Source organism: Streptomyces lushanensis (assembly GCF_001700515.1).
GTDB classification, from domain to species: Bacteria; Actinomycetota; Actinomycetes; order Streptomycetales; family Streptomycetaceae; genus Streptomyces; species Streptomyces lushanensis.
In genome coordinates this window covers 1-25043 of record NZ_MAUD01000156.1, presented here as the reverse complement: position 1 = coordinate 25043, position 25043 = coordinate 1, and the positions used below count along the sequence as shown (strand labels likewise).

Below are 25043 nucleotides of genomic sequence, written 5' to 3'. Positions count from 1 at the left end.
GATCCCGTGCTCCGCGCTCTTCTCCGTGGGTCCGGGCGGCGCCGGCGCCTGGGCGCGACAGGACAGGTGTCAGCGCCGGCGCCGCCCGGGTTCGAAGGTCCGGCGACGGGTCGTGTCTCAGACCTGGTCGCCGGAGAGGCGCTCCACGGAGCGCAGCAGTGCCGAGTGGTCCAGGCCGCCGTCGCCCTGCGCGCGCAGGGAGGCGACCAGCTGGGCGACCACGGCACCGACCGGAAGCGCGGCACCCACGGCGCGGGCGGCGTCCGTGACGATGCCCATGTCCTTGTGGTGCAGATCGATCCGGAAGCCGGGCTTGAAGTCGCGGTTCAGGAAGTTGTCCTTCTTGCGGGCGAGCACGGTGGAACCGGCCAGACCGCCGCCCAGGACCTCGAGTGCCGCCGCGAGGTCCACACCGGACTTCTCCAGGAAGACCACGGCCTCGGCGCACGCCTGGATGTTGACCGCGACGATGAGCTGGTTGGCGGCCTTCACCGTCTGGCCCGAGCCGTGCGGCCCGCAGAGCACGATGGTCTTGCCAAGGGCGTCGAACAGCGGCCTGGCCTCGTCGAAGTCGGCCCGCTCACCGCCGACCATGATGGAGAGGACCGCCTCGACGGCTCCGGCCTCGCCGCCGGAGACCGGGGCGTCCAGCACCCGGATGCCCTTCTCGGCCGCGTTCGCGGCCAGACCCACCGAGGTCTGCGGAGTGATGGACGACATGTCGATCAGCAGCGCGCCGCTGCGGGCGTTCTCCAGGATGCCGTCCGCGCCGTAGGCGATCGCCTCGACCTGCGGGGAGGCGGGCACCATCGTGACGATCACATCGGCGTCCCGTACCGCCTCGGCGACCGAGCCCGCGACCGTGCCGCCGGCCGCGGCCAGCCGGTCCAGCTTGGGCTGCTCCAGGGTGAAGCCGGTCACCGGGTATCCGGCCTTGATCAGGTTCTCGGACATGGGCGAGCCCATGATGCCGAGGCCGATCCACGCGATCTTGGGAGGATTGCTCATGAGGCTGCCCCTTTCAGCACACGTGCGTGCGTCTGGACACGCGCGTGACGGTGGTCACGTGACGGTGGTCAGTTGGCGAGCCAGCCGAAGGCCTCGGCGCTCGGACGGTCGCCCGGCTTGTACTCCAGGCCGATCCAGCCGGCGTAACCGGCCTTCCGCAGCCGCCCGATGAGATCGTCCAGCGGCAGCGCTCCGGTGCCGGGTGCGCCCCGGCCGGGGTTGTCCGCGATCTGTACGTGGCCGGTCTTGTCGGCGTAGCGGTCGATGACCTCGTTCAGGTCCTCGCCGTTCATCGACAGATGGTAGAGATCGAGCAGGAAGGCGGCGTTGTCGAGTCCGGTGGCCTCGTTGACCCGGTCGACCACCTCGATCGCGGACTCCGCGCTCACCAGCGGATAGAGCGGCGACTCCGGCCTGTTGAGCGCCTCGATCAGCAGGATCGAACCGGCCTCGCTCGCCGCGCGGGCCGCCAGCACCAGGTTGTCCAGGGCGAGGGTGTCCTGGAGGTGCGGGTCGACGCCCTCGACGCGATTGCCGTACAGCGCGTTGAGCGCCGGGCAGTCCACGGAGGCGGCGAAGGCCGCCGCGACCTCGACATTGGCGCGGAACCGCTCGGCCTCCTCGCCGGGTACGGAGAGCGCGCCGCGGTCGGGTCCCGGGAGCTGTCCGGCGTAGAAGTTCAGCCCCACGAGCTGGGTGCCCGCGTCGCCCAGCGCCTTCTTGAGCGCGTCCAGCTCGCTCTGCGGCGGGGTGGGGGTGTCGATCCAGGGCCACCACAGCTCCACGGCGCCGAAGCCCGCCGCCGCGGCGGCGGCGGGCCGCTCCAGTAGGGGAAGCTCGGTGAAGAGGATCGACAGGTTCACATCGAAGCGCTGCTCTGTGCCGCGCCCGTTCGTGGTGAGAGGGGCCATGAGGAGTCAGGCGCTCCTTCCGTATTGCGGAAGTTATCTTCTGCTTGATGGAAAGCCTGCCTCTGGGGCTCCTGGGCTGTCAAGAGGTGAACGATGAACACGGCGGAAACCGGGCGCCGCGGTGCCGGGTCCCGCCGGAAGGCCCGCGAGGCGGACGGCGGGGCCACGGTGCCGTACGGAGGAGATCCGCGCCCCGCCGGACCGTCGGTCAAGGTCGTCCTCGTCCCGGGCCGGTGCGACGGAGGCGCGATGCGACTGAGAGCCAAGTCCTGCTGCGCGGCTCTGACCTGCGGGAGCGCCCGCTGATCTGTGCTGACCTGTAGGAACGTCCCTCACCTGTTCTCGTCGCTCCGCAGCGTTTTCAGGTGCGTGTGTCCTGGATGTGCCCTCGGGGAAGCGGCGACGCGGTGGCGTCCTGAAGAAGAGCTCTGGAGCCGGCTTGAGGCCTGTTCCGCGTGAGCTGTGCGGCAGCATGAAGTGCTGATGGTGCGCGGCGATTCGATTTGATGGCTGTCTCGAGGATTCCTTTCGATTCACGGGCGGAAAGTGGCGGTGGATCATCCACGATCCACGGGATCACCGGTTCGGGTAGCCGGTGATTGCACGCTACGGTGCGCGACTTCGAAGCAGTGCGCTTGTGCGGCCACCTCGTATGGCCGACCGTCGGGGGCGTCCGGGGCGGGCTGGATGCCGGGGCTGGAAGGGACGTGAGCAACCCCGGGGCGATGTCGGCTCCCCGGGCAGGCTCGTCATCTCAACGACGCCGGGCTGCTCCAGCCGTCGCCTGCGCGCGACGGTGGCGAGATGCTGCCCTCCGCACCCCGTCGACGTGACAGTCTCCAAAACGTGTGGCGGGCTGTCTGCACCGTGCGCGACATCGGAACACCCGTGGGTGCAAGGGGGCGGCCCGCAGACTGGCATCTGGTGGGCATCCTCGACATGCCCGCATCCCCACGGACCCATCGGTTGTCGCACTCACCACCGCACGCTCCCAACCGCCGGTACGGGGGCCGCTCCGAAACACCACAGACCCCGCTGCTACGTTTCGAAGCATGGGGAGATGGTGGGGACACGCGATAGGCAGCACGCTGCTAGTGACGACACTGGGATGCGCCGCATCAACCGGCGTACCAGACCCGGCCGACGGGCAAGTCCCGAGTCGCAGCGCCCTGACCGGCAGCCCCGCCCAGACGCCTTCGCCGACAACCACCCCCACAACGCACACGTCCGTCACCGCCACAACGACGCACACGTCCGTCACCGCCACGGCCGCACCGACCCGCTCCGCGACGACCGCGGCCACAACACCAACACCCACAACCCCCGAGATCCACGACTGCGCGGCCCCCGACCTCACCGCATCGACCGAAAACCCGGGACTGTTCCCGGAGGACCACGAGCAGAAGACCGTCACCAGGGTTCTGCTGCGCAACGCGGGTCACTCGCCGTGCCGGCTCAGTGGCTGGGCCGGCCTGACTTTCTACGGTTCCGACGTCGTGCCGGTCTGCGTCCCCGGGGCGTTGCCGGACACCCAGTCGTGCGCGACGCCGGAAACGAGACCGAACGAACGACGGCGTCTCACAACAGTCCGCTCGCAGCTGCGCCCGCCTTCGGCCGTCGTGCTCTCCCCTGGCCACAGCACATCTTTCGACTTGCTCTGGCTCAGCTCGTTCGCCGCCGAGTGCGTTGCCCCGGTCATCGATTCACCCCTCAGCGCCGAGATCCGAGTCCCCGGCGACGCACGCCCCATCGCCCTCCCGAAGCCCCGTCTGCAGCCCTGTGACGGGCTCATTGGGGTCACCACGTTCGGAACCCGGCTGACCACCCACCAGTAAGTCCGGCCACCAGGCATCAACCGCATCGAATCGCGGTCGCGGGGGCGGCGGCGGTCCAGCTTGTCAGCAGGGCGGCCGAAGGTGCCGCCGGTGATCACGAATTCCCTGCGTTCCATGTCCGCGGGCCCTCCTACGTGTTCCAGTGCCCGAATGGTTCCGGATGGTGTCCATGGGGAGGCGAGCAGCGCGCGGTCGTCCTTGAGGGCGAGCCGCAGCCAGTGGGGCCAGCCCAGTGCGAGGGCCTGGTCGAAGGGCACGCCGAGCATGTCGGTCAGGGCGATGGTGGTGCGGCGGTCGGGCCGGGCGCGGCCCTTTTACCACCGGGAGATCTTCTCGGGCCGGCAGGCGATGGTTGCACGACGAGGTGGCCGTCGGACAGTCCACCGATGCCGACCTGCGCTCCGTCAACTGGCCCCTGGCCAATGTCCGCCACGCCCTGAAGCTCGCCGCGGCGGCCGGGTTCATCGGCACGGAACGGGCTGCGGACGTTCTGGGCGGCCTGCAAGCGGTCTACTACCCGCACCGGTCGCTGACGGCGGTCTTGGCCATCAGCCGCGAATCGGGGGCCGGGGAGTTGGCCCGGTGGCTCACCACGCAACTGGCCACGGACCGGTACTTCGGTGATCTGAAGCGGGCCGACGCCCTGCGGGCCCCGAACTCGCAGCGGCGGCGGCCAGTAGCGCGGTGGCAAGCGGACGGGGCAAGACCCCGGCCGCGTCCTCCCGGGCGCAGTCCACCCGCGCGAGCACCCGGGTGGCCGGACCGCACGCCGCACGGTGCTACCCACGCACCGGATCGGACCGAGAACCGGCAACAGCTGAATACGCGAGCCGACCCAGTATCAACCCCCGACCCGCGACGGGCAGGATCGCAGACACCCGCAACGAACAGGCCGTAACGGTCGCGTCCCGGGATCGGCTACCGAAACACCTCAGTGCAGATACCGGTTCTGGACCAACTCGTCGATAACGACCTTACCGGTGCACAGGTCTCGGGCGAAGACATGGATCGCGGTGGCCGTGGGGCTGTCGCCCTCGTACATGGGCAGCGCGCTGAACTCGACGCAGTTTTCCGGGAACAGTGTCACGTGGGTTTCCACGACCGACTCGACGTTGTGGTACATGGCGATGTTCTGAACGGCGCCGAAGGGGACCAGGTTGTTCCTGCCGCCGCTGCCGCCGAGCGTGCGCGCGAGCAGATGGGCCCGGTGTTGCCCGCCTTCCACGCCGGAGATGCCCGACTCGTAGCCGACCGGATCCTCGTACGGTGCCTCGCCGCTCCACGTCCGGCCACGGAGGGTAGCGTGGACGCCGGTGGCACGGCCGTGCTCGTCGAGAGGGCCGTAGAGGGCGGAGGTGCCGGGCGGACAATTGCGGCAGTCGTCGTCCTCCTTCTCCTCCCGGTGCCCTGCCGCTGGCAGGGGCAACGCGCCGGGCAGTGTCGCACCCGACAGCGGCGCCCCGCCCGGCGCCGACGTACCTTGGCCGAACTCCCCCTGTGCTTTCGCCACCTCAGCGGTGTGCGCGATGGCCCAGCCGACCGCGAACGGGCCGACCAACCCGGCGACGAAGGCCACGCCCACCACCGGCACCTTCACTGCCAGACCGACACCCGCCCGCGCGGCCGCGGGAAGGGCAGCGGCCCTACCGGCCGTGGGAAGACTTCGGACCACGCCCGCCGCCTTGTCGATCCGGAAGACACCGCTGGCGGAGGCTGTCTCCTCCACTTCGGCGAGCGGAACGACTCCGGCCATGGTCACCACGCCGTCGGCGATCCGGCGCGTGCCTATTGCCGCTCCGTCCCCCTCGGCGGCCGGTGCGACGGTGTCCACGATCTGCTCTCCGCCGGGGAGATACTCTTCGGCCTGGCCCACGACCTGCTCGCCGACCGTCAGCGGCCCCGGCCCGGTGGGGACCTCGATGCCCCGTGCGCCGGCAGCGGCGTGGGCCAGCTGCGCCACCCGAGCGCTCTGCTCCGGGGCGGCCTCGCACAGTGTCCGAAGCTCGTCAGGGGCCAGCTTGCGCAGACGTGCCTCCACGTCCGCTGTGGACATGGCGTGCAGCTGCCGTGCCACCATCGGCCAGTCGGCGTCCCGGACGCCCTGCTCGTACGCCTGGTAGATCCTGCCGATCCTCGCCACTTCGGCGCGGCCTCTGTCCAGCGCTGCGGTGATCGTGCTCTCCTGGGGCCATCCGGCCAGGTAAGTTGCCACGGCCGCACGGGTGTTGGCCGCCTCGCCCAACGTCAGGCCCGCGGACAGCCGTACGATGTCGGCGTCGTTGAAGCCGTTGAGGCGTGTCGCAACCTCCTGCCACGCACCGGCGCGGACCGCGTCCCGCAGCGCCGCCAGCAGATCGTCCCGCGAAGCCCGCTGCACTACCGGTGGCCCCGGTTTCAGGACCCTGGCGACCGCCTGGTTGCCGACCGCGCGCTGCAGCGCCAGCAGCGCATGCGTCGGCTTGGCACCCGCGGTCCGGCCGACAGCGCCGGACCGATGTGCCGGGGCAGGTGCGGTCCGTTGTACGCGCATGAGTCGAGTATCTGGTAAATGCCCCCGCCAACGGGTGCCCGAACGGGCAGTGTTCCTGGCACTTTCGCGCTCGGTGAGCCCGTAGGAGTTGCAGGCGTTCTTCGACTACACCGACGACCAGGCCGGCAGTGTCCGTGGCCGGGGCCGCAAGGGCCGGCTGACCGCCTTTCGCGACGCGACGCTGTTCAAGACCGCGTACGCCTTCGGCCTGCGCCGCAACGAGACGCGGATGCTGGACGCGGTCGACTTCGGGCGCACCCCTGAAGGTCCCGAGTCCGGCGAGTGCGGCGTCCTCTACGTTCGTCACGGGAAGGCGAAGAGGGGCTCGCCGCCCAAGCGCCGCGGTGTGCTGACCGTCCTCGACTGGTCGGCGGAGATCAGCCGTTCGCCGCTGGCCAGCACCTGCCCGCTCCTGCCGAGCGCGACGGGGAACACGGTGCCGTCCGGGCCAAGGTGGTACTTCACGTCGGTGCCGCTGGCCATCAGCCCGGTGTCGATCGCCCGGTCCTGCGGCCGGGCCCCCGGCGGGCGGCGCACGCTTCTTCTTGATCCGCCCCATCGGCGGCCCGGTCGCAGAGCGAGCCGGCCGATGAACCCGGCCACCCCGGGGGCGTCCAACGCATGGTCCGTGCAAACAAAATCGGATCTACGAGCAGGTCCGGCGTCCGGCCGTCGCCGAGGCCAAGCTGTCCAAGGGCACCGGGCCCCACGCCCTGCGGAATGCCTACGCATCTTTGCTGATCGCTGCGGGGGAGTCCGTTAGGGTCGTGTCGGAGCGACTGGGGCATGCCAACGCCGCGATGACCCTGAACGTCTACAGCCATCTCTTTCCTGAGTCGGACCAACAGACCAGGGCGGCGGTGGACCAGCCGTTCGGTGCCGTGAGGGGGGAATGTGCCCCGGATGTGCCCTCTCAGCCGGAGGGTTGAGAGAACGTGCAGGTCAGGCCGACGCCATGGGGACACAAGTGCGATTGAGAGTCGAGTTCACGACCGAACCCTTCGACCTCGACGAGGCGCCCGCGCACGCGCTGGTGGCCCGCGAGATCGTCCAGAGCGCCGAACTGGACGCCGTCGACGTGGGGCCCTTCGGCAATACGGCGGAGGGCGGCGCCGAGGCGGTGCTGACCACCGTGGACGCGCTGCTGCGCCGGTCGCTGGCCGTCGGCGCCACCCGGATCTCCCTCCAGGTGAACGTGATCGGCGACACCCGTGACACCCGTGACACCCGTGCCGCCGGGACCGCCGACATCGCCGCGGCCGAGGACGTCCGGTGACCGGGCCGCTGGACCATCCCTTCGTCACCGCCGTCCAGCCGCTGGTGGACGCCATGGGCGGTGAGCTGCTCGCGCCCCACGAGGCCCTGCCCGACGACGTCGTGCTCGCCTGGGAGGGCGCGGACATCCTCGCCGTACGGCTGCCCCAGCTCTCGGAGTCCCTGGATCACATCCTGGCGGCCCTGGGGCGGCAGCACGGTATGCCGCTCGCCGATCTCGACCGCAGGACCAAGCAGTCGGTCGTGCGGATACTGGAGGCACGCGGCGCCTTCTCCGTACGTCATGGCGTGGAGACGGTGGCGAGCGCCCTCGGGGTCAGCCGCTTCACCGTCTACAACTACCTCAACCGCGAGAACGCGACGAAGGGCGTGCGCTAGGGCCTCTCGTTTGGATCTTGCCGGGGGTCCGCCAGGGCCTGTCCGGAAGGGCTTCTGTCCCGGAAGGGGCCCGGCGGGGGAGTGCGGGCGCCGTGGCGGGCGGTGGCTCCGTATACGGAATTTCAACAAAGTGTTGACGTTGTGGGCGCCGAGGGCGTTAGCTGTGCGAAGCCGTCCAGCACAGCCACGGAGGCTCCCGTGACGTCGACAGCCACACCGGGCCTGGCCCGGTTCAACACCTCTTCCGACCGTGCGCTCCTGGCCGAGCTGCACGAGGTGTGCGCCACTCCGGCGTGGGGGAGGAAGCTGCTCGCCCGGCGCCCGTACGCCACCGCCGAGGCCCTTCTGGCCGCCGGTGACACCGCCACGGACGAGCTGACCGACGCGGAGCTGGCCGAGGCGATGGCAGGGCATCCGCCGATCGGCCGGCCGAAGCCCGGAGATCCCGCCTCCTCCCGGGAGCAGCGAGGGATGGCCGGTGCCTCCGAGGAGCTCAGGGCCGAGATGCGCGAACTGAACCTGGCGTACGAGGACCGGTTCGGACACGTCTTCCTGATCCAGGCGACCGGCGCGACCGGTGAGCGGATGCGTGATGCGCTGAAGGAGCGGCTGACGCACACGCCCGAGCGGGAGCGTGCGATCGCGCGCACCGAACTGGGGAAGATCAACCGTATCCGGCTGACCCGCCTCCTGGCGGAGGACGAGAACCGCGGAGGACAAGGACTCATGAGCACCGCGACCACCGCTTCCGTGTCCACCCATATCCTGGACACCAGCACCGGACGCCCCGCCGCGGACGTCGCCGTCTCGCTCGCGGCCCGCAGTGGTTCCGGCGCCGCCTGGATGGCGCTCGGCGGCTCGCGCACCGACGCGGACGGGCGCTGCAAGGACCTGCCGGCGCTGCCGGCGGAGACGGCACAGGTACGTCTCGGCTTCGGGACCGAGGCGTATTTCGTCAGCACGGACCGATCCGGGGACCGGACCGGTGACCCAGCCGGAGACCGAGCCGCGGACCGGGCCGAGGCACAGCAGGACGCGCCCCGCGCACGGGACGGCGGCCCCTCGTTCTTTCCGGAGGTGACGATCACCTTCACCGTCACTCCCGGCGAGCACTACCACGTACCGCTGCTGCTCAGCCCGTTCGGCTACTCCGTATACCGAGGGAGCTAGCGAGAGCCATGTCCACGATTCTCGGCCAGAACCAGTACGGCAAGGCGGAGAGCCGCGTCGTCCGCATCACCCGGGACGGCCGTACCCATCACATCAAGGACCTGAATGTCTCCGTCGCCCTCTCCGGCGACATGGCGGACGTCCACCACTCCGGTTCCAACACCCATGTCCTTCCGACCGACACCACCAAGAACACGGTGTACGCGTTCGCCAAGGAGCACGGCATCGAGTCGGCCGAGCAGTTCGGCATCCATCTCGCGCGGCACTTCGTGACCAGCCAGGAGCCGATCCACCGGGCGCGTGTCCGGATCGAGGAGTACGCCTGGGAGCGCATCGACACCTGCGACGGCGAGAGCTGGTCCGGTACGGCCGAGCGGCCCAGGCACTCCTTCGTCCGTTCGGGCCAGGAGACCCGTCTCGCCCAGATCACCTTCGACGGCGAGAGCTGGGAGGTCGTCTCGGGGCTGACGGACCTGACGGTGCTGAACTCGACCAACTCCGAGTTCTGGGGCTACACCAAGGACAGGTACACCACGCTCCGGGAGGCGTACGACCGCGTTCTCGCGACCGACGTCTCCGCGCGATGGCGCTACCGCTGGTCGGGCGACGAGCCGGGGGAGGACATACCGGTCCCGGACTGGGACGAGTCCTACGCGCAGACGAGGCGGCACATCCTCCGGACCTTCGCCGAGACCTACTCGCTCTCGCTCCAGCAGACCCTGTACCAGATGGGTACGAGCGTCATCGAGAACCGCGGCGAGATCGAGGAGATCCGTTTCTCCCTGCCGAACAAGCACCACTTCCTGGTCGATCTGGAGCCCTTCGGGCTGAAGAACGACCACGAGGTCTACTTCGCGGCCGACCGTCCCTACGGACTGATCGAGGCCACCGTCCTGCGCGACGGGGCCGAGCCGCGCATCCCGGTCGACCTCACACGTCTGCGATGAGTCCCACGAGCCCGCCGAATCCGGTGGACGATCCGGGCCGACGCCCGAAGACAGGAAAGGCAGGGAGAGGAACCGCCATGGCGGCTTCGCGCATCGTCATCGAGAACTGCGCCATCGCGACCGTGGACGCGCGTGACACCGAGTACGCCTCGGGACATGTCGTCGTCGCGGGCAACCGGATCGAGTCGGTCGGCCCCGGCCCGGCCCCGGCCGTGGAGCGGGTGGTCCGCCGTGTCGACGGCACCGGCCATCTCCTCACCCCGGGCCTGGTCAATGCGCACCACCACTTCTACCAGTGGATCACCCGGGGGCTCGCCACCGACCACAATCTCTTCGACTGGCTGGTGGCGCTCTATCCGGTCTGGGCGCGGATGGACGAGCCGATGGTAAGGGCGGCGGCGCGCGGCTCCCTCGCGATGATGGCCCGTGGCGGTGTCACCACGGCCATGGACCACCACTACGTCTATCCGCGCGGCACGGGCGATCTGTCGGGCGCGATCATCGGGGCCGCCGCGGAGACGGGCGTACGGTTCACCCTCGCGCGTGGCTCCATGGACCGCGGGACCTCGGACGGCGGACTGCCCCCGGACTTCGCCGTCGAATCCCTCGACGGCGCGCTCGCCGCCACCGAGGAGACCATCGACCGCCACCACGACACCGCGTTCGACGCGATGACGCAGATCGCCGTCGCCCCCTGCTCGCCGTTCTCGGTCTCCACCGAGCTGCTCCGGCGGAGCGCGGAGCTGGCCCGCCGCAAGGGCGTGAGACTGCACACGCACGGGAGTGAGACCGTGGAGGAGGAGCAGTTCTGCAAGGAACTGTTCGGTCTGGGCCCGACGGACTACTTCGAGTCGACCGGCTGGCTCGGCTCCGACGTATGGATGGCCCATTGCGTCCATATGAACGACTCCGACATCGCCGCGTTCGCGCGTACGGGTACGGGCGTCGCGCACTGCCCGTCCTCCAACGCCCGGCTCGCCGCCGGAATCGCCAGGGTCCCGGACATGCTCGCGGCGGGTGTCCCGGTCGGTCTCGGTGTCGACGGCACCGCCTCGAACGAGTCGGGCGAACTGCACACCGAGTTGCGCAACGCGCTGCTGATCAACCGTCTCGGTGAGCGCGGCGAGAGCGCCCTGAACGCGCGTCAGGCGCTGCGGCTCGGTACGTACGGCGGCGCCCAGGTCCTCGGCCGGGCCGATCAGATCGGGTCGGTCGAGGCGGGCAAGCTCGCCGATCTGGTGCTCTGGAAGCTGGACACGCTCGCCCACGCCTCGATCGCGGACCCGGTCGCCGCACTGGTCCTCGGCGCCGCCGCGCCCGTCACGCTCTCGCTGGTCAACGGAGTGTCCGTGGTCGAGGACAACCGTCTGACCAGGGTGGACGAGGACGCCGTCGCCCGCGAGACACGGGGCGAGGCGCGGCGCCTGGCGCGGATCGCGGCGGAGGGCCGACCGGCGAAGGGCTGACCGTCCGGCCGCCGCGCGGCACGAGGAGGCGGGTGCGGGAACGGGTCCGAATACGCGTACCTGTACGGGAACGGCAACGCGTACGGGTCCGAGTCCGGGAACGGAACGGGAACGCGTACGGAACGCGTACGGAACGGGTACGGGTACGGCGCCGTGAAGCAGGCGCCGTACCCGTCGTCCCACCGCCGATCACACCTCACGGACCGGCGCGTTCAGCTGGTCCCGTTCAGCCGATGTGGAAGCTGTCGCCGTAGACCTTCCAGTCCAGCGGCGGGTCCAGGTTCAGATTGCCCTTGTTGAGGAACACCCGCTGCGCGGTGTCCACCCGGCTGGTGTCCTCGTGCGCCTCCTCCTGCTTCATCGCCCATACCCGGGCGTCGAGGAAGGCGTGCAGATACTGCTTCTCGTCGCCGCCCTGGGCCGGCGTCTTCGCCTTGGCCAGCGCGCGCTTGCGGATACTGCTGAAGCTGGTGCTGTCGCCGCCGTCACCGTGCATCACGATGGCGTCGTAGTACGCGAACTGTCCGAGGGTGCCGAGCTTGTCCTGCTTGGCGCGGCTCACGGCCGGGTTGAAGTAGACCCGGTCGCGTTCGTCGTTCTGCGCGGTCTTGAACGCGGAGTCCTTGGCCGCCTGCTTCCAGGCCGAGGTGAAGCCCGGGTCGAGGCCCTGGTGCGAGTCCGTGCCGTCGACCTTCCGCAGGGCGGGCAGATACGAGGCGAGCGGATTGCCCGGCTTGCGGCTGGTGTACAGCTCGACCAGGTCCAGCATGTCGCCCGTACCGGAGCAGAATCCGATGATGCCGGCGGTGTAGCCGCGGCCGTCGCCGATGTCCTCGATGTAGCTGTACTGGGCCTTCCAGTCCAGCGAGGAGTTCTCCGCGCTGGAGACGAGCTGCATGGCGATCTCCTTCTTCGCCGGGTCGTCGAGTCCCGTCGCCGCGGCGGCGGAGGGCGCGAGGGCGGCGCGGCCGGTGGCGGGCTCCGGTGCCGCGTTCGCGGTGGTGGTGGCCGTGAGAGGAACGGCGATCAGTGTCAGTGCGAGCAGAACAGTGCGTACGTGGGGGGTGGGCACCCTGACCTCCATGGGGAGAGTTCCTGGTTGCGCTTATCTGTTAGGAAGCTTTCCTACCAAAGGCGGGGGGTGGCGTATACCCGTTCGGATGTGAAGAAGGAGTGAGCAGCCGACAGTTGGCGGCAATTCGACCGCGCGGATGCCCGATCGCGCGGATGCCCGACCGCGCCGCCGCGGGAGGCGCGGCGGCGCGCGGCGGGCCGGTCGCTACTTCGCGGCGATGCGGTAGCGGTCGCCGTACACCGTCCAGTCGAGCGGCGGATCCAGATCCAGATTGCCCCGGTCGAGGAAGATCCGCTGGGCCGTCTCGACGCGGCCGATGTCCGTGTGGGACGGCTCGTCGCGCATGGCGGCGACCCGCGCGTCCAGGAACGCGTCGAGATACTCCCTCTCGTCGCCGCCGCGCGCGGGCGGCGCGGCCTCGCGCAGGGCCTGTTCGCGGATCGTACGGAAGCCGGCCTCGCCCCTGCCGTCGCCGTAGCCGTGCATCACATAGGCGTCGAAGTAGATGAACTGACCGAGCGTGCCGAGGCCGTCGGCCTTCGCCCGGGTGACGGCCGGGTCGAAGTAGACCCGGTCGCGCTCCGCGTCCTGGGCTCCGCGCAGAGCGGGATCCCCGGCCGCCTTCCGCCAGGCGTCGGTGAAGGCGCGGCCGAGTCCCTCGTGGGACGCGCCGCCCCGGACCGCGCGCAGCGCGGGGAGGAAACGCTCCAGGGCGTTGCCGGGACGCGCGTCGGTGTACCGCTGGACAACGAGGAGGAGATCGCCGCAGCCGGAGCAGAATCCGACGATGCCGGCGGTGTAGCCGCGGCCGTCGCCGATGTCCTCGATGTAGCCGTACTGGGCCTTCCAGTCCAGCGAGGAGTTCTCCGCGCTGGAGACGAGCCGCATCGCGAGGTCCTTCTTCGCCGGATCGTCCAGCCCGGCCGGTGTGGCGGAGGAGGCGGATCCACCGGGGCTGCCGGTTCCACCGGGTCCACCCGAGCCGCTCGCCCCGCCGGATCCGGATCCACCGGGGCCGGTGGGGCTCGCGGGGGCGGAGGCGCACGCGGCGCACAGCGCGAGCAGCGGCGCCAACAGGAAGGGCAGCAGTCGGCGGAGCGCGTGGATCACGTACGGGCCCTTCCCCCTGGTGTGCGCCGGATCCCGCGTGCGCACCGGGTCCCGGGTGCGTACGCGTACCGGACACCGAGCGTGTACCGGCCGGATCATGAGATTACGTGAGTGGTCCGGGATCATCCCGTATGGGTGATGGACGGCGGGTGAACCGTGGCCTGCGGAGCGGGGGTTCGCGCCTTCTCCTCACGCGCCTTCTCCTCACGCGGCTCCTCCTCGCGCCGCTCCTCCTCACGCGGGCTGTCCCCGCGTGGCTTCTCCGTACGGAGGAGGACCGCCGCCACCGCGAGCGCCGCCACGGCCACGCCCGCCGCCGTACGGAACGCGAGCCGGTAGCCGTCGCTCAGTGCCGGGACCGCGTCGTCACCCGCTTTGAGCAGCTCGCTCGTCCGGCCGGAGGCGAGCGTCGTGGCGACGGCGAGACCGAGCGCACCGCCCACCACCTGGCCGGTGTTGAACAGCCCCGACGCGAGACCGCCGTCCTGCGGCCGTACGTCCGCCATCGCCAGGCCCGTGAGCGCCGGCATGGCGAGACCGAAGCCGACGCCGAGCAGCAGCATCACGGGCAGCACGTCGACGGCGTACGTACCGTCCGCGGGCGCCCGCCCGAACAGCGCCAGCCCGGCGACGATCAGCACGAGCCCCGCGCACAGCACGCGCCGCGGCCCGAACCGCACGGTCACCCGTGCCGAGAGGCCGAGCATCAGCACCCCGATGACGACCGGGGCGGGCAGGAACGCGATGCCCGTCAGCAGCGCGTCGTAGCCCAGCACCCGCTGGATGTAGAGCGCGCCGAGGTACTGGAAGGTGAACATCCCGGCGACCATCAGAAGCTGGACGAGATTCGCGCCGACCAGGGTCCGTGAGCGCAGCAGCCGTGGACGCAGCAGGGGATCGGCCGTGTGCGCCTGCCGGACGGCGAAGCCCGCGAGCAGCAGTACGGAGAGTCCGCCGAACCCGAGCGTACGGATGGACGTCCAGCCGTGGTCGGCGGCCTTGACGATGGTGTGGACACCGAGCATCAGCGCCGCCGTGACCAGCACCGCGCCCGGGTAGTCGGCGCCCTTGCCGAGGCCCTGCCCGCGGTCGTTCTCCAGTACGCGCACGGCAGCGACCAGCGCGGCCACGCCGATCGGCAGATTGATCAGGAAGATCGAGTGCCAGCCGAGTGCCGAGGTGAGGGCGCCGCCGAGAAAGGTGCCGAGCGCGCCGCCCGCGGCACCGACCGCGCTGAACACGGCGATGGCCCTGGCCCGGTCACGGCCCTCCTCGAAGAGTGCCACCAGCATCCCCAGGACGACCGCCGAGGTCATCGCTCCTCCGACGCCCTGGAGAAAGCGCGCGGCGATCAGGGTCCCGGGGCCGGTGGCGAGTCCGCAGAGCAGTGAGGCGGCGGTGAACACGGCGAGTCCTGAGACGAACGTCCGCCGTCTGCCGATGAGATCACCGAGCCGTCCCGCCAGCAGCAGGAGTCCGGCGAAGGCGATGAGATAGGCGTTGACGACCCAGGCGAGACCGGCCGGCGAGAAGCCGAGGTCGGACTGGATCGCGGGCATCGCCACGGTGACGACACTGCCGTCGAGAACGGTCATCAGGGTTCCCGCGCACAGCACGGTCAGCGCTGTCCAGCGGGAGTGGCGAGCGGGTGGTACGACCCTGGCCATGGGCTTCGGACCTCCAAAGGTGCACGATATGTAACGGGCTCATCGTGGGCGGCCGTACAGTCCGCCGGTAAGGAGGCACTCGGATGTCCCAGGGGAACACGCGTGTAACGACCCAGCTCATGCACGCGCAGGCGTGCCCGATGCGGGAGGTTCTTGACAGGGTCGCCGGGAAGTGGAGCGTCCTGATCATCGTCGCCGCCGCCCAGGGACCGATCCGCTTCACGGAACTGGAGCGCTCCATCGAGGGCATCAGCCGGCGGATGCTGACCCTGACGCTGCGCAACCTGGAGCGTGACGGGCTGCTGATCCGTACGGTGTTTCCGACGGTTCCGCCCAGGGTCGAGTACGAACTGACGGCGGTGGCCCGCGAACTGCACGCCTCGCTGCTGGGGCTGACGGACTGGGCCGAGCGCCACCGGGTGACGGTTGCCGAGTCACGGGCGGCGTACGACGAGGCGCACGGGCACGGTCCGGACGCGGTCTGACGCCGTGTGACGCGGTCCTTGACGGTCCGAAGGTGGTCCGAAGGCGGTCCGAGTCGGTCCGAACGCGGTCCGGGGCACCCGGTGCCGGGGCCCGGATCGGGCGGCGGACGGGCGTTGTCAGACCCCCGTGGCACGATCTCGGGCATGGATCTCGTACAGGTATTCACCGATCTCGACGCCCGGCCGTGGGCTGAGTTCGAGCACGCCTACGGCAGTGCGGAGGATGTGCCCGCGCTGCTGCGGGGGCTGGCGAGCGAGGACGAGGAGGAGGTGTCGTCGGCGCTGGGCGAGCTGTACGGCAGCATCTTCCACCAGGGCTCGGTGTACGAGGCCACCGCCCACTCCGTGCCCTATCTGGCCGGGCTGGCCGCCGCCGGCGTCCAGAGCCTCGAACTGCTGGTTCTGCTGGGCGGGATAGCCGAGAGCGAGGACGAGCGGGACGGCGAGGCGGCCGGCGGCTGTCGGGCGGCCGTCGTCGCCCAGCTGCCGCTGATCCTGCCGTTCGTGGAGGCGGACGACGCGCGGCTGCGCCAGGCGGCGGTCTGGACGGCGGCCAGGACGGGAGCGGCGGAGCCGGTCCTTCCGGTGCTGCGGCGGTGCGGCGAGCGCGAGGAGGACCCGCTCGTACGGGCCGAACTGCTGGCCGCGACGGCGCTGCTCGACCCGGCGGGCGCCGCGTCCGCGGTGACGGCGGGCCTCGACGCCGGGGAGCCGGCGGAGCTGCGGATCGCCGCCGTCCTCGGCTGTCTGGACGCCGGACTGCCCTGGACCTCCGTGCACCACGACGCCGTGCTGTCGCTGCTTCCGCTCCGCCCGCTGGTCGCCGACCGCTTCGACGAGGACCGCGCGGAGCCCCTCCGGCACATCGTGGACACCCTGCTGGGGCGGGGAACCGCCGCCGACCGTGAGGCGGCGCTCTCCCTGCTCGACGCCGCGCTCCGTTCCCCGGACGCCGAGGCACGGGCGGAGGCCCTGTGGGCGGCGGAAGAGGCGTGCGACTGCTCCCGTGAGGCCGCGCCCCGGCTCGCGGGGCCGCTGATCCGCCTGCTGGAGGAACCGTCCTCGGCGCGCCCGGCACTCACCGTCGTGGACAAGCTGGGCGTGTACGCGGCGCCGGCCGCTCCCGCGCTGTCCGCCCTCGCCTCCGGCGGCGGCGATCTCGCGGACCGCGCCCTCGCCTCGCTCGTCCGGATCGACCCGGAGCGGGCGACGCCACTGCTCGCGCGTGATCTGCCGGAACGGCCCACGGCTCTCGGCGCGGCCTGCCGTTTCCGGGACGGCGAGGGCGTCGAGCCGATCCCGTACCACCCGGAGCTGCTGACCGCCGTACGGGCCCGGCTGACCGATCCGGATCTGGCCGGGAACGAGCCGATCCGGCTCACCTGGCTGCTGACCGGTTGGGGCGAGCGCGCCGCGCCCGCGTTCCCCGAACTCCTCGCGGTGCTGGAGACGTTCCCGGTCCTCGTGCCGCGCGCGCTGGCGGCGGCCGATCCCGCCAAGGCCGCCGGACCGCTGCGTGAGGCCGCCGTGTCGGGGCCCGAGGAGGGACGCTCGGCGGCGGCGCGCGCACTGCGCGGGATCACCGGCGACAGCGGGCCGTTGCTGACGCTTCTCGCCGTCGAGCTGTCCGGCCGTGATCTGACCCGGCTGCGGGAGGCGGCCCGCGCCGTCGACGGCCCGGACCTGGACCGCGCCGTACTGCTGCCCTTGCTCCGATCGGCCCTCGCCACGGACGAGGACCGTACGACGAGCCCCCGGATGGACGCCGATCTGGAGATCGCGCTCGCGCTGTGGCGGCTGACCGGCGACCCGGAGGAGGCCGTGCCCGTGATCGCGCGCGTGCTGGCGCGGACGGACTGCGAGTGGATGCGCTGGACGGCCGTGCGCGCGGCGAGGGCCGCCGCGCTCCTCGGCCCGGCCGCCGCCTCGCTGCGCCCGGCCCTGGAGGACGGACTGGCCGTCCCGGAGCGGGCACCGTCGACGGCTCTGGCCCTGCTCGCCGTGGATCCGTCGGGCCAGGACCGTACGGCTCTGGCGGACGCGGCCCTGATCTCCGCCGAGCGCGACGCCGACGCGATGGGAGCCCTGGACGTGCTCGCGGCCCTTGGGCCCGCAAGCCTGCCACGGCCGCATCTCGACCGCCTCACCGTCCTGGCGGAGCGCGACCGCCGTGTCTGGTGCCCTGGCCGCTCCGGGAGCGCGGCCGAGACGGACGCCCGCTTCCAGGAAGCCGCCCGCGCACTGCTCCGCACGGCCGGAGCCATATCCGCCGGTCCCGCGCCGGCCCCGTCCACGACCGACTGAGCCCGGCGGCCGGCGCTGGTCATGGCGCCGGCCACCGGGACGGCCCAGGGTCACAACGCCCCCGGGAGCGGGTCCGGACCGGTCGACCGTGAGGCCCCCCGACCTCCGGGCGGGTGGTCCGGACCCGCCCGTTCACATGCCCGGCCGCCAGTCGGGGCGACGGCCGCTCAGGCCGATCACCCGGTCCAGCAGCGGGGCCTCCTCCGGCAGTTCGACAGGCGGGCCGAACAGCCCCTCGGGGGCCGGATCCTCCTCGGCCGCTCGCGCCGCCGTGATCAGCATCGCGTAGGACACCCGCAGGCTCGTCTCGTCCGGCGCGTACTCCTGTCCGGTGCTCCGAGCGAGGTCCCAGCCGTGGATCTGGACCTCGTTGAGTGCCACGACCGCCGCCACCTCACCCGGCAGCTCGACACCGCCGACCCGTGTGCCGCCCTGCCATGCCTCGGGCGAGCGCCATGCCTCCGCCAGTTCGTCGAGCCGCCGGGGCAGCACGGTGCGCCAGTCGTCGGGCAGCACGGGCAGAGCGGCGTTCGGCGACGTGTCCGTCGTCGGCCCCAGCTCCTTGCGTGCCGCGTCCCGGAACGCCACGGTGAGCCCGGCGAGATGCCCGAGCACCTCCCGCACGGTGTACGCGGGACAGGGCGTGGGTCCGGCGAGCTGTTCCTCACTGATACCGCCCAGCAGCCCGGCCACGGCCCGGCAGACAGGACCGAGGTCGAACGGGTCGGCCTTCATGTTCGTTTCCATACAGCGGTGGACCGCCCCGGCCACCGGAACTCATCGGCCGGGACGGATTTGGGACGGCTGTCTCGAAGGATGGTCAATTATGGCTGGAAATGATCCCTCGCATGTACGATCCATTCGTTCCAGACCCGACAGCGACAACGCGCGCCGGATCGAACCTTTTACGCAGACCGGAGCGAGTTACGCATGTCCGTACAAACCCGTGCTTCCGTGGCGGCCATAGCCGCCGCACAGGCTGGTTTTGACGCCTGGCGTGCCTCACGGCAGGCCGCCGTGAGCGGGCCGCTCGGCAATCTGGCGCTGGTGGAGACCCGTTGGCTGGCTCCCGGGGCCGACGCGGCCGAGGAGTCGGCGCGAGTCGCCCCGTCCGACGGTGTGACGGTCACCACAGTGGCGCGGACCAATCTCCACACCGGTGAGCCGGAGCACGCACTGCGGTTCTGGGACGCCGACGCCCCGGCCGTGCGGCACTTCTCACATGTCGAGACGTATCCGTTCCGTCCGGACTGGGTGGTCGAGGCCGCCTTCACCTCCGTCTCCGCCGACCGGCGCGTGCCGTTCGAGCACATCCGGGACAGCGGAGGCAGCCGGGAACTGGTCGTCCCCGGCGACATCGACGTCACACTGGACGGTGTGGACTACACGCTGTCGGCCTTCGACGACGACGGAACGCTTCTTCTGGTCTTCGGTGATCCGACCAACGGCACGGACACTTACGGCGCGGGCCGCTTCCTGTTCGTCCCGCGTGAAGGGAAGAGCGAGACGGTGACACTCGACTTCAACCGCGCCTTCGTGCCGCCGTGCGGCTTCTCCGCTCAGTACAACTGTCCGTTGCCGCCACGGCAGAACCGGCTGCACCTGCCCGTCGAGGCGGGCGAGAAGGTCCCGGTCTTCCGTGGCGGCTACGCCGTCCACTGAGCTCACCCACGGCACCACAGCCGGACCGGTCACCCTTCGCGGGACCTTTCGTCCGGCCGTTGATCAGGAGTAGAAGAGATGAGAAAGTCCGTACCGCTGCTCGGCGGCACCCTGGCGGTCACCCTGTCCCTGGCCCTCACCGCCTGCGGCTCCGGGACCGACAGCAAGAGCAGCGCGCCCTCAGGTTCGTACGACAAGAACGCCACGGTCGGCGTCGGATCGCTCTACGAACCGCAGAATCTGGACAACACCGGAGGCGGCGGCCAGGGCGTGACGGAGGCGCTCAACGGCAATGTCTACGAAGGGCTGTTCCGGCTCACCGACACCGGCGAGGTCGAGAAGCAGCTCGCCAAGGACTACACCGTCAGCCCGGACGGCCTCACGTACACCTTCACGCTGCGCGACGGCGTCACCTTCCACTCGGGCAAGAAGCTCACCTCCGCGGATGTGAAGTACAGCATCGAGAAGGTGACCGCAGAGAACTCCCAGTCGGCGCGCAAGAGCAGCTTCGACATGATCAAGTCGATCGCGACGCCCGACCCGGCCACGGTCGAGGTGACGCTCTCGTCCAAGTCGATCTCGTTCGTCTACAATCTCAGCTATGTGTGGATCGTCAACTCCGAGGCCAAGGACCTCAAGACCTCGGAGGACGGCAGCGGACCGTACAAGCTGGACAAGTGGACACGGGGCTCCGCGCTCAGCCTGGAGCGCTACGCGGGCTACTGGGGAACGCCCGCGACCAACGAGAAGGTCGTCTTCCACTACTACAAGGACGCCACCGCGCTCAACAACGCGCTGCTCACCAACGCCGTGGACGTGGTGACCAGCGAGCAGAGCCCTGACGCCCTCGACCAGTTCAAGAGCAACCCGGCCTACAAGGTCAACGACGGCAAGTCGACCACCAAGCTGCTGCTGGCCTTCAACGACAAGGTCAAGCCCTTCGACAACGTCAAGGTCCGCAAGGCCGTCAGCTCGGCGATCGACAACAAGAAGCTGCTCCAGTCGGTGTGGGGCGACCACGGCACGCTGATCGGCTCGATGGTCCCGCCGACCGACCCCTGGTACGAGGACCTCACCCAGGTCAATCCGTACGACGTGACGCTCGCCAAGAAGCAGCTCGCCGATGCCGGCTACGCCAAGGGCTTCGACTTCACGCTCGACACGCCGAACTACGACCCGCACCCGACGGCGGCCACCTTCATCAAGTCGGAGCTGGCCAAGGTCGGAATCAATGTCAAGATCAACATCATCACGCCGGACGAGTGGTACACCAAGGTCTACAAGAACCACGACTTCAGCGCGACGCTCCAGGAGCATGTCAACGACCGCGACATCGTCTGGTACGGAGACCCGGACTTCTACTGGGGCTATGACGACAAGCAGGTCAGCGAGTGGGTGAAGCAGGCCGAGCAGTCGGACACCACCGACGAGCAGACGGCGCTGCTGAAGAAGGTCAACAACCAGATCGCACAGGACGCGGCCAGCGACTGGCTCTACCTCTACCCGCAGATCGTGGTGGCCTCCACCAAGCTGTCGGGCTACCCGCTCAACGGTCTCAACTCGCAGTTCTACGCCTACGGCATCAAGAAGAGCTGATGATCCGCGCCGCCGTACGGGCCCGGTCGCCCCACCAGGTCCGTACGGCGGCGCCTCCGCCGTGGTCGATATCCCCGCTTCCGTCGATCGGTCCTCCTCCCTGATGATCTCGTACCTGCTGCGGCGGCTGGCCTTCCTGGCCGGCTCCCTGTTCCTGGCCGGCGTGGTGATCTTCCTGCTGCTACGGCTGCTGCCCGGTGATCCCGCGAACTCCCTGCTCTCCGTCGGCGCCACTCCTGAGCAGATCGCCGCGGCCCGTCATGAGATCGGCTCGGACCGCCCGCTGCCCGAGCAGTTCGTCACCTGGCTCGGCCAACTGGCCACCTTCGACCTGGGGAACTCGTTCATCAGCTCACTGCCGGTCGGCCCCGAGATCACCTCCCGGCTCGATGTCACCGTCCCGCTGACGCTGCTCTCCTTCCTGCTGGCCGTGGTGATCGCGGTTCCCGTCGGCTTCGTCGCCGCCCGCCGGTCGGCCACCTGGTACGGCACGCTCATCAACGGAATCTCCCAACTGGGCATCGCCGTACCGGTCTTCTGGATCGGGATGATCCTCATCACCGTGTTCGCGCTGCGCCTGGGCGTACTGCCCGCCGGCGGCTTTCCGCAGGACGGCTGGGCGCTGCCGGGAGAAGCGCTGACCTCGCTGGCCCTGCCGGTGATCACCGTCGCCCTGGTGATGTCCGCCTCGCTCGTCCGGTACGTACGGTCCGCCGCCCTCGATGTCCTCGGCAGCGACTACTTGCGCACGGCCAGGGCGCTCGGCTCGTCCTTCAACCGTGCGATGTGGCGCCATGGAATGCGCAACGGCGCCGTACCGGTCGTCTCGGTCCTCGGTATCGAGCTCGCCACGACACTGCTCGGCGCGGTGGTGGTCGAGACGGTGTTCGCGCTGCCCGGGCTGGGCAGTCTGCTCGCCCAGGCGGTCGCCCAGCACGACTATCCGACGGTCCAGGGTGTGCTCTTCGTGAGCACGTTCGCGGTGCTCGTCATCGGATTCCTGAGCGATGTGGCCCAGCGGCTGATCGATCCCCGGCTGCGGGGCCGGCTGTCGGGAGGTGCCCGATGAGCGAGCGGACCACGGACGAGCCGACCACGGACGAGCCGATCAGGGACGAGCCGATCACGGAGGAGCCGACGGCTGTCGAGCTCACGAAGACGGCTCCCGACACAGGTGAGGAGCCCGGCGGGCCCGGCAGGTCCGGCAGGCCCGGCGCGGCTTCGGTGCCCGTACGGAGACGGCGCTCACCCGCGCTGGTGGCGGGCTGTGTCCTTGTGGGACTGATCGTCGCGGTCGCGCTGGTCTCCCTGTTCTGGGTGCCGTACGCGCCCGACGACACCACCGGCGGCCGGCTGATGTCACCGGGTCTGCCGCATCTCCTGGGAACCGACAAGCTCGGCCGTGATCTGCTCACCCAGCTCATGACCGGCGCGCGTATCGCCCTGGAGGCCGGTCTCGGCGCGATCGCGATCGGAACCGCTCTCGGGCTCTGCGCCGGACTGGCCGCCGGCTTCGCCACCCGCTGGCTGGACGACACGCTCTCCACGCTGCTGGATGTGCTGATCGCCTTTCCCACGCTGCTGCTGGCCATGCTGATGGTCGCGGCCCGGTCCGCCTCGCTCAGTTCGGCCGTCCTCGCCATCGGGTTCGCGATGACCGCGGTGGTGGCCCGGCTGACCCGGATCCTGGTCAAGCGGGTGCTGGCCCAGGACTACATCACGGCGGCCCGTACCTCGGGAACGTCCTGGCCCCGTGTGATCACCGGCCATGTGCTGCCGAACATCTGGCCCACCCTGGTGGTGAATCTCGCCCAGCAGTTCGGGCTCGCCGTGATGACGGAGGCGAGCCTGTCGTTCCTGGGGCTCGGCGCCCCGCCGCCGAACGCCTCCTGGGGACGGATGCTCCACGAGGCACAGGCGACCGTGTTCACCGCTCCCACCGGAGTCATCGCTCCCGGAGTGCTGCTGGTCATGCTGGTCGTCGGAGTCAATCTGATCGCCGACGGACTGCGCGACGCGCTGGACCCGACCCGGCGGAGGACCCGATGAACGTGCCCGATCCCTCCATGCCGGAGCCACACATGCCCGAACCACAGGCGTCCGGCACACATGGGCCCGTCCCACATGTGCCCGACACACAGATCGACGGAAAGGTGCCCGAGGTCGAGACCCCCGAGGCCAAGACCGCCGAGGTCGAGACGCCCGGGGCGGTGATCTCCGGGGCCGAGACGCCCGAGGCCAAGGTGCTCGACGTCACCGGCCTCACGATCCGTACCGACCAGGGCCGCGCCCTGGTCTCGGACCTCTCGTTCTCGATCGCCGCGGGCTCCCGGCTCGGACTGGTCGGCGAGTCCGGCTCCGGCAAGTCCCTCACCGCGCTCGCCGTACTGGGCCTGCTGCCGCCCGGGATGACCGCGTCCGGCAGTGTTGTCCTGAGGGCGGCCACGGACGGGATCGGCACCGAGGTCATCGGCGCGACCGAGCAGCGGCTGACCGGTCTGCGCGGCCGGGCCGCCACGGTCGTCTTCCAGGAGCCCCTCACCGCGCTCGACCCGCTGATGCGGATCGGCGGCCAGATCGCCGAGCCACTGCGCCGCCGGCGCGGACTGCGCGGAGCCGCGCTGCGCCGCGCGGTGGAGGAGTCGCTCGACCAGGTACGGCTTCCCGAGCCGGACCGGATCATCCGCGCCTATCCGCACGAGATCTCCGGCGGACAGCGCCAGCGGGTGGCGCTCGCCATGGCCCTGGCCTGCGAACCGGCCCTGCTGATCGCGGACGAGCCCACCACCGCCCTGGACGTCACCGTTCAGGCGGAGGTGCTCGCGCTGCTGGACGGACTGGTCGCCCAGCGGGACATGGCGCTGCTGTTCGTCAGCCACGACCTGGCGGTCGTCTCCGCCGTGACCGACCATGTGCTGGTGCTCAAGGACGGATCGGCCGTCGAGTCCGGGAGCGTGGACGACATCCTGCGCCGCTCACGGCACCCGTACACCCGGGATCTGGTGGACAGCGCCCGGCACCTCGAAAGCGCACTGGAACGGATCGTCCGATGACCGCCCCGATCCCGAACGGCCCGATCCCGACCGCCCCGGTCCCGAACGCGTCGGCGCCCGTCGCACCGGCACCGAACGCCGCGGCCCCCGTCGCACCGGTCCCGGTCCCGGACCCGTCGGCCGAGGACGTCGCGATCCTGGCCGCGCGTGACGCGGGCTTCGCCTACCGCGGCTCGCCTCCCGTACTGCACGGCGTCTCGCTCGACATCACCGCGGGCCGCAGCATCGGACTGGTCGGCGAGTCGGGCGCGGGCAAGACCACGGTGCTCCGGCTGCTGCTGGGCCTCACCCGGCCCACGAGCGGACGGATCCTGTTCGACGGCGATGAACTCAGGCTTCGCGACCGCGCGTTGATGCGGCGCTTCCGCCGTGGCGTACAGAGCGTCTTCCAGGACCCGTACTCGTCGCTCGATCCCCGTCAGCGGGTCGGCGGGATCGTCTCGGAGCCGTTGCGCTCGCTCGGGCTGAGCCGGTCCCGGGGCGGCGGCGATCCCCGGGTCGCCGCCGCGCTGGAGGCCGTCGGTCTGCCCGCGGACGCGGCCGGCCGCTATCCGCACGAGTTCTCCGGCGG

Annotated in this window: 22 protein-coding genes and 1 pseudogene; 15 read left to right on the top strand and 8 right to left on the bottom strand. The window is 70.5% G+C overall.

Features of this window, described 5'->3' with window-relative positions; translation table 11 throughout:
* Nucleotides 1-117 precede the first annotated feature (117 nt).
* Together BFF77_RS14555 and BFF77_RS14550 are read right to left on the bottom strand one after the other, a co-directional pair.
* Nucleotides 118-1008, bottom strand: coding sequence for a 2-hydroxy-3-oxopropionate reductase (locus BFF77_RS14555; protein WP_066948898.1), 891 nt, complete (start codon nt 1006-1008; stop codon nt 118-120).
* Nucleotides 1009-1076: 68 nt separating this feature from the next.
* The gene (locus BFF77_RS14550) at nt 1077-1919 is read right to left on the bottom strand and encodes a TIM barrel protein (protein WP_066948896.1); all 843 of its coding nucleotides are present in this window, start codon (nt 1917-1919) and stop codon (nt 1077-1079) included.
* A gap of 1052 nt (nt 1920-2971) precedes the next feature.
* Here BFF77_RS14550 and BFF77_RS38190 point away from each other — a divergent pair.
* Entirely contained in the window at nt 2972-3754 is a 783-nt protein-coding gene (locus tag BFF77_RS38190) for a DUF4232 domain-containing protein (RefSeq protein WP_079125157.1), read from the top strand.
* A gap of 931 nt (nt 3755-4685) precedes the next feature.
* Here BFF77_RS38190 and BFF77_RS36270 read toward each other — a convergent pair.
* Nucleotides 4686-6284, bottom strand: coding sequence for a DNA/RNA non-specific endonuclease (locus BFF77_RS36270; protein WP_066948891.1), 1599 nt, complete (start codon nt 6282-6284; stop codon nt 4686-4688).
* Between the two features lie 303 nt (nt 6285-6587).
* Entirely contained in the window at nt 6588-6821 is a 234-nt protein-coding gene (locus tag BFF77_RS14535; RefSeq protein WP_066948888.1) for a hypothetical protein, read from the bottom strand.
* Between the two features lie 101 nt (nt 6822-6922).
* Here BFF77_RS14535 and BFF77_RS14530 point away from each other — a divergent pair.
* The 6 genes and pseudogenes from BFF77_RS14530 to BFF77_RS14505 all read left to right on the top strand — a co-directional run.
* A pseudogene (locus BFF77_RS14530) lies at nt 6923-7213 on the top strand (tyrosine-type recombinase/integrase); the annotation flags it as partial.
* Nucleotides 7214-7251: 38 nt separating this feature from the next.
* Nucleotides 7252-7560: a hypothetical protein gene (locus BFF77_RS14525; RefSeq protein ID WP_245703423.1), complete on the top strand. Its 309-nt coding sequence runs from the start codon at nt 7252-7254 to the stop codon at nt 7558-7560.
* Nucleotides 7557-7937, top strand: coding sequence for a helix-turn-helix domain-containing protein (locus BFF77_RS14520; protein ID WP_066948883.1), 381 nt, complete (start codon nt 7557-7559; stop codon nt 7935-7937). Before BFF77_RS14525 ends, BFF77_RS14520 begins: the two co-directional genes overlap by 4 nt.
* A 198-nt stretch (nt 7938-8135) precedes the next feature.
* A complete protein-coding gene (uraD, locus tag BFF77_RS33270; protein ID WP_079125155.1) occupies nt 8136-9107 on the top strand; it encodes a 2-oxo-4-hydroxy-4-carboxy-5-ureidoimidazoline decarboxylase in 972 nt (323 codons plus the stop codon).
* An 8-nt stretch (nt 9108-9115) separates the two neighbouring features.
* On the top strand, nt 9116-10054 hold the full coding sequence (gene pucL / locus BFF77_RS14510) for a factor-independent urate hydroxylase (protein WP_066948880.1): 939 nt from the start codon (nt 9116-9118) through the stop codon (nt 10052-10054).
* A gap of 77 nt (nt 10055-10131) precedes the next feature.
* Complete coding sequence (locus BFF77_RS14505; RefSeq protein ID WP_066948877.1) at nt 10132-11520, top strand: 8-oxoguanine deaminase; 1389 nt, start codon at nt 10132-10134, stop codon at nt 11518-11520.
* A gap of 226 nt (nt 11521-11746) precedes the next feature.
* Here BFF77_RS14505 and BFF77_RS14500 read toward each other — a convergent pair whose 3' ends face one another.
* The 3 genes from BFF77_RS14500 to BFF77_RS14490 all read right to left on the bottom strand — a co-directional run bounded on the left by BFF77_RS14500 (nt 11747) and on the right by BFF77_RS14490 (nt 15372).
* Nucleotides 11747-12604 carry a chitosanase gene (locus BFF77_RS14500; RefSeq protein ID WP_066948875.1) on the bottom strand — a complete coding sequence of 286 codons (858 nt, stop codon included), beginning with the start codon at nt 12602-12604 and terminating at the stop codon, nt 11747-11749.
* Between the two features lie 195 nt (nt 12605-12799).
* Nucleotides 12800-13651, bottom strand: a complete 852-nt coding sequence (locus tag BFF77_RS14495) for a chitosanase (RefSeq protein ID WP_425424373.1) — start codon at nt 13649-13651, stop codon at nt 12800-12802.
* Between the two features lie 176 nt (nt 13652-13827).
* The gene (locus BFF77_RS14490; RefSeq protein ID WP_245703420.1) at nt 13828-15372 is read right to left on the bottom strand and encodes an MFS transporter; all 1545 of its coding nucleotides are present in this window, start codon (nt 15370-15372) and stop codon (nt 13828-13830) included.
* Nucleotides 15373-15455: 83 nt separating this feature from the next.
* On the opposite strand from BFF77_RS14490, the gene BFF77_RS14485 reads away from it, so the two are divergent.
* The gene (locus tag BFF77_RS14485) at nt 15456-15857 is read left to right on the top strand and encodes a winged helix-turn-helix transcriptional regulator (protein ID WP_066948872.1); all 402 of its coding nucleotides are present in this window, start codon (nt 15456-15458) and stop codon (nt 15855-15857) included.
* Nucleotides 15858-16001: 144 nt separating this feature from the next.
* Nucleotides 16002-18161: a hypothetical protein gene (locus tag BFF77_RS14480; protein ID WP_066948869.1), complete on the top strand. Its 2160-nt coding sequence runs from the start codon at nt 16002-16004 to the stop codon at nt 18159-18161.
* Nucleotides 18162-18293: 132 nt separating this feature from the next.
* On the opposite strand, the gene BFF77_RS14475 is transcribed toward BFF77_RS14480, so the two are convergent.
* On the bottom strand, nt 18294-18896 hold the full coding sequence (locus BFF77_RS14475; protein WP_245703418.1) for a TIGR03086 family metal-binding protein: 603 nt from the start codon (nt 18894-18896) through the stop codon (nt 18294-18296).
* Nucleotides 18897-19091: 195 nt separating this feature from the next.
* On the opposite strand from BFF77_RS14475, the gene BFF77_RS14470 reads away from it, so the two are divergent.
* From BFF77_RS14470 to BFF77_RS14445, 6 genes are all read left to right on the top strand, one after another.
* Nucleotides 19092-19823 (top strand): DUF1684 domain-containing protein, encoded by a 732-nt coding sequence (locus tag BFF77_RS14470; protein ID WP_066948865.1) that lies wholly within the window; start codon nt 19092-19094, stop codon nt 19821-19823.
* Between the two features lie 78 nt (nt 19824-19901).
* The gene (locus BFF77_RS14465) at nt 19902-21419 is read left to right on the top strand and encodes an ABC transporter substrate-binding protein (RefSeq protein WP_066948862.1); all 1518 of its coding nucleotides are present in this window, start codon (nt 19902-19904) and stop codon (nt 21417-21419) included.
* Nucleotides 21420-21522: 103 nt separating this feature from the next.
* Nucleotides 21523-22488 (top strand): ABC transporter permease, encoded by a 966-nt coding sequence (locus tag BFF77_RS14460; RefSeq protein ID WP_066948916.1) that lies wholly within the window; start codon nt 21523-21525, stop codon nt 22486-22488.
* The gene (locus BFF77_RS14455; protein ID WP_079125152.1) at nt 22485-23468 is read left to right on the top strand and encodes an ABC transporter permease; all 984 of its coding nucleotides are present in this window, start codon (nt 22485-22487) and stop codon (nt 23466-23468) included. Before BFF77_RS14460 ends, BFF77_RS14455 begins: the two co-directional genes overlap by 4 nt.
* A 194-nt stretch (nt 23469-23662) precedes the next feature.
* On the top strand, nt 23663-24472 hold the full coding sequence (locus BFF77_RS14450) for an ABC transporter ATP-binding protein (protein WP_066948911.1): 810 nt from the start codon (nt 23663-23665) through the stop codon (nt 24470-24472).
* On the top strand, nt 24469-25043 hold a 575-nt coding region (locus BFF77_RS14445; RefSeq protein ID WP_141698443.1), incomplete at its 3' end, for an ATP-binding cassette domain-containing protein. The genes BFF77_RS14450 and BFF77_RS14445, both read left to right, overlap by 4 nt.

What these genes read in the sequence shown, in the direction of transcription:
- BFF77_RS38190 (WP_079125157.1), top strand. Translation starts at nt 2,972, where the DNA reads ATGGGGAGATGGTGGGGACACGCGATAGGCAGCACGCTGCTAGTGACG.
- pucL (WP_066948880.1), top strand. Translation starts at nt 9,116, where the DNA reads ATGTCCACGATTCTCGGCCAGAACCAGTACGGCAAGGCGGAGAGCCGC.
- BFF77_RS14550 (WP_066948896.1), bottom strand. Translation starts at nt 1,919, where the DNA reads ATGGCCCCTCTCACCACGAACGGGCGCGGCACAGAGCAGCGCTTCGAT.
- BFF77_RS14475 (WP_245703418.1), bottom strand. Translation starts at nt 18,896, where the DNA reads ATGAAGGCCGACCCGTTCGACCTCGGTCCTGTCTGCCGGGCCGTGGCC.
- BFF77_RS14470 (WP_066948865.1), top strand. Translation starts at nt 19,092, where the DNA reads ATGTCCGTACAAACCCGTGCTTCCGTGGCGGCCATAGCCGCCGCACAG.
- BFF77_RS14465 (WP_066948862.1), top strand. Translation starts at nt 19,902, where the DNA reads ATGAGAAAGTCCGTACCGCTGCTCGGCGGCACCCTGGCGGTCACCCTG.
- BFF77_RS14500 (WP_066948875.1), bottom strand. Translation starts at nt 12,604, where the DNA reads ATGGAGGTCAGGGTGCCCACCCCCCACGTACGCACTGTTCTGCTCGCA.
- BFF77_RS14555 (WP_066948898.1), bottom strand. Translation starts at nt 1,008, where the DNA reads ATGAGCAATCCTCCCAAGATCGCGTGGATCGGCCTCGGCATCATGGGC.
- BFF77_RS14460 (WP_066948916.1), top strand. Translation starts at nt 21,523, where the DNA reads ATGATCTCGTACCTGCTGCGGCGGCTGGCCTTCCTGGCCGGCTCCCTG.
- BFF77_RS14505 (WP_066948877.1), top strand. Translation starts at nt 10,132, where the DNA reads ATGGCGGCTTCGCGCATCGTCATCGAGAACTGCGCCATCGCGACCGTG.
- BFF77_RS14480 (WP_066948869.1), top strand. Translation starts at nt 16,002, where the DNA reads ATGGATCTCGTACAGGTATTCACCGATCTCGACGCCCGGCCGTGGGCT.
- BFF77_RS36270 (WP_066948891.1), bottom strand. Translation starts at nt 6,284, where the DNA reads ATGCGCGTACAACGGACCGCACCTGCCCCGGCACATCGGTCCGGCGCT.
- BFF77_RS14485 (WP_066948872.1), top strand. Translation starts at nt 15,456, where the DNA reads ATGTCCCAGGGGAACACGCGTGTAACGACCCAGCTCATGCACGCGCAG.
- BFF77_RS14490 (WP_245703420.1), bottom strand. Translation starts at nt 15,372, where the DNA reads ATGGCCAGGGTCGTACCACCCGCTCGCCACTCCCGCTGGACAGCGCTG.
- BFF77_RS14455 (WP_079125152.1), top strand. Translation starts at nt 22,485, where the DNA reads ATGAGCGAGCGGACCACGGACGAGCCGACCACGGACGAGCCGATCAGG.